The 1,714-nt window shown below is 70.4% G+C and carries 3 protein-coding genes; 2 read left to right on the top strand and 1 reads right to left on the bottom strand.

Annotated elements, in window-relative coordinates; all coding sequences use genetic code 11:
* The first annotated feature begins 147 nt into the window (after positions 1-147).
* On the top strand, positions 148-924 hold the full coding sequence (locus ABT342_RS38050; protein ID WP_351584186.1) for a class I SAM-dependent methyltransferase: 777 nt from the start codon (positions 148-150) through the stop codon (positions 922-924).
* Between the two features lie 20 nt (positions 925-944).
* Complete coding sequence (locus ABT342_RS38045) at positions 945-1,574, top strand: dTDP-4-dehydrorhamnose 3,5-epimerase family protein (protein WP_351584183.1); 630 nt, start codon at positions 945-947, stop codon at positions 1,572-1,574.
* A gap of 64 nt (positions 1,575-1,638) precedes the next feature.
* Here the strand turns inward: ABT342_RS38045 and ABT342_RS38040 are convergent.
* On the bottom strand, positions 1,639-1,714 hold a 76-nt coding region (locus tag ABT342_RS38040), incomplete at its 5' end, for an adenosylhomocysteinase (protein WP_351584125.1).

Below are 1,714 nucleotides of genomic sequence, written 5' to 3'. Positions count from 1 at the left end.
CCCCGGCTCACGGTGGTGAGCAGGTCGGTGTGTGGAAGCTACGGCGCGGAATCTTGTGGCCCAATCAGAGGTGCCGTACGGCACCGCCGCCCCCGCGCGAACCCTCCCCCGCCGCCTGTGGCCCACCAGCGAAAGGAACGGCCCCTCATGGCCAAGGACGGATTCACCGACCCGCGCATCGTTCCGCATGAGTCGGATCAGGAACGCGACGCGCGTGAGCGGCTCACGAAGCTCCTCGTCGACAGCCCCATCCCGCCGAAGTACCTGATCGACAACCTGCCCGTCTATCTGCGCCGCCACCAGCTCGCCGACCTGCTCTCCATGGACGCGCTGTACCGCATGCTGCCCGGGATCCCGGGCGTCATCATGGAGTTCGGTGTGCTGCACGGCCGTCATCTGGCCACGCTCACGGCCCTGCGCAGCATCTACGAGCCGTACAACTCGCTGCGGCGCATCATCGGCTTCGACACCTTCACCGGCTTCCCCGACGACATCGACGACGTGGACAAGGTCAGCACCAGCGCCGTCCCCGGGCGTTTCGCGGTGCCGGAGAACGAGGTCGCCCATCTGCGCGAGGTCCTGGCGGCCCATGAGGCCTGCGAGCCCTTCGGGCACACCCAGCGCTCCTTCGTCGTCCAGGGCGACGTGCGCGAGACCGTTCCGCGGTACCTGGAGGAGAACCCGGAGACGGTCATCGCCATGGCCTACTTCGACCTGGATCTCCACCAGCCGACCAAGGAGCTCCTCACGGCGATCCGGCCGCACCTGACCAAGGGGAGCATCCTCGCGTTCGACGAGCTGGCCCACCCCAAGTGGCCCGGTGAGACCACGGCGCTGCGCGAGGTCTTCGGCCTCGACCGCGCGCCTCTGCGCCAGTTGCCCGGCCGTGAGCCGCCGGTCATCTACATGAAGTGGGGCGAGTGACCGGATCGCCGGCAGCTGCGATGACGACGCGACAGACCGGCGCGAGCGCGCCCACGGCCGTACGGGAACTCGCCATCAAGGGCGCCTTCGAGTTCACCCCCACGGTGTTCCCCGATCCTCGCGGCCTGTTCGTGACCACGTATCAGCAACCCGTGTTCGCCGGGGCGACCGGGCACGCCTTCCCCGTCTTCCAGACCTGCCAGAGCCACTCGCGCCGTGGTGTGGTGCGCGGAGTGCACTTCACCTCGACGCCACCGGGCATGGCCAAGCACGTCTACTGCGGGCGGGGCCGGGCGCTCGACTTCGTCGTCGACCTGCGGGTGGGGTCGCCCACCTTCGGCCGGTGGGACACGGTCCAGCTCGACGGGGAGCACTTCCGCTCCACGTATCTGCCGGTCGGCGTGGGCCATGTGTTCGTCGCGCTCGAGGACGACACCACGATGGTGTACCTCATGTCCGGGCCGTACGTGGCGGAGAACGAGCTCGCCGTCTCCCCGCTCGACCCGGCACTCGGGCTGCCCGTCACGCTCGACGGCGCCCCGCCCATCCTGTCCGAGCGCGACGTCGCGGCCCCGACTCTGGCCGAGGCGCTGGAGGCGGGCATCCTGCCGGACTACGAGGCGTGCCTCGCGCTGGAGGCGGCGCTGTAGCGGCCCGTCGCCGGGGACGGCCGCAGGCCCCCGCGCCCTGGGGGCGGGGGCCTGCGGGGGTGCGTCAGTAGCGGTAGTGGTCGGGCTTGTACGGGCCCTCGACCTCGACGCCGATGTAGGCGGCCTGCTCGGGGCGGAGC

Source organism: Streptomyces sp. NPDC000410, from assembly GCF_040300305.1.
In the GTDB taxonomy this organism is placed as follows: Bacteria; Actinomycetota; Actinomycetes; order Streptomycetales; family Streptomycetaceae; genus Streptomyces.
The sequence above is the reverse complement of the archived record's forward strand: the minus strand, read 5'-3'. Positions and strand labels throughout refer to the sequence as shown.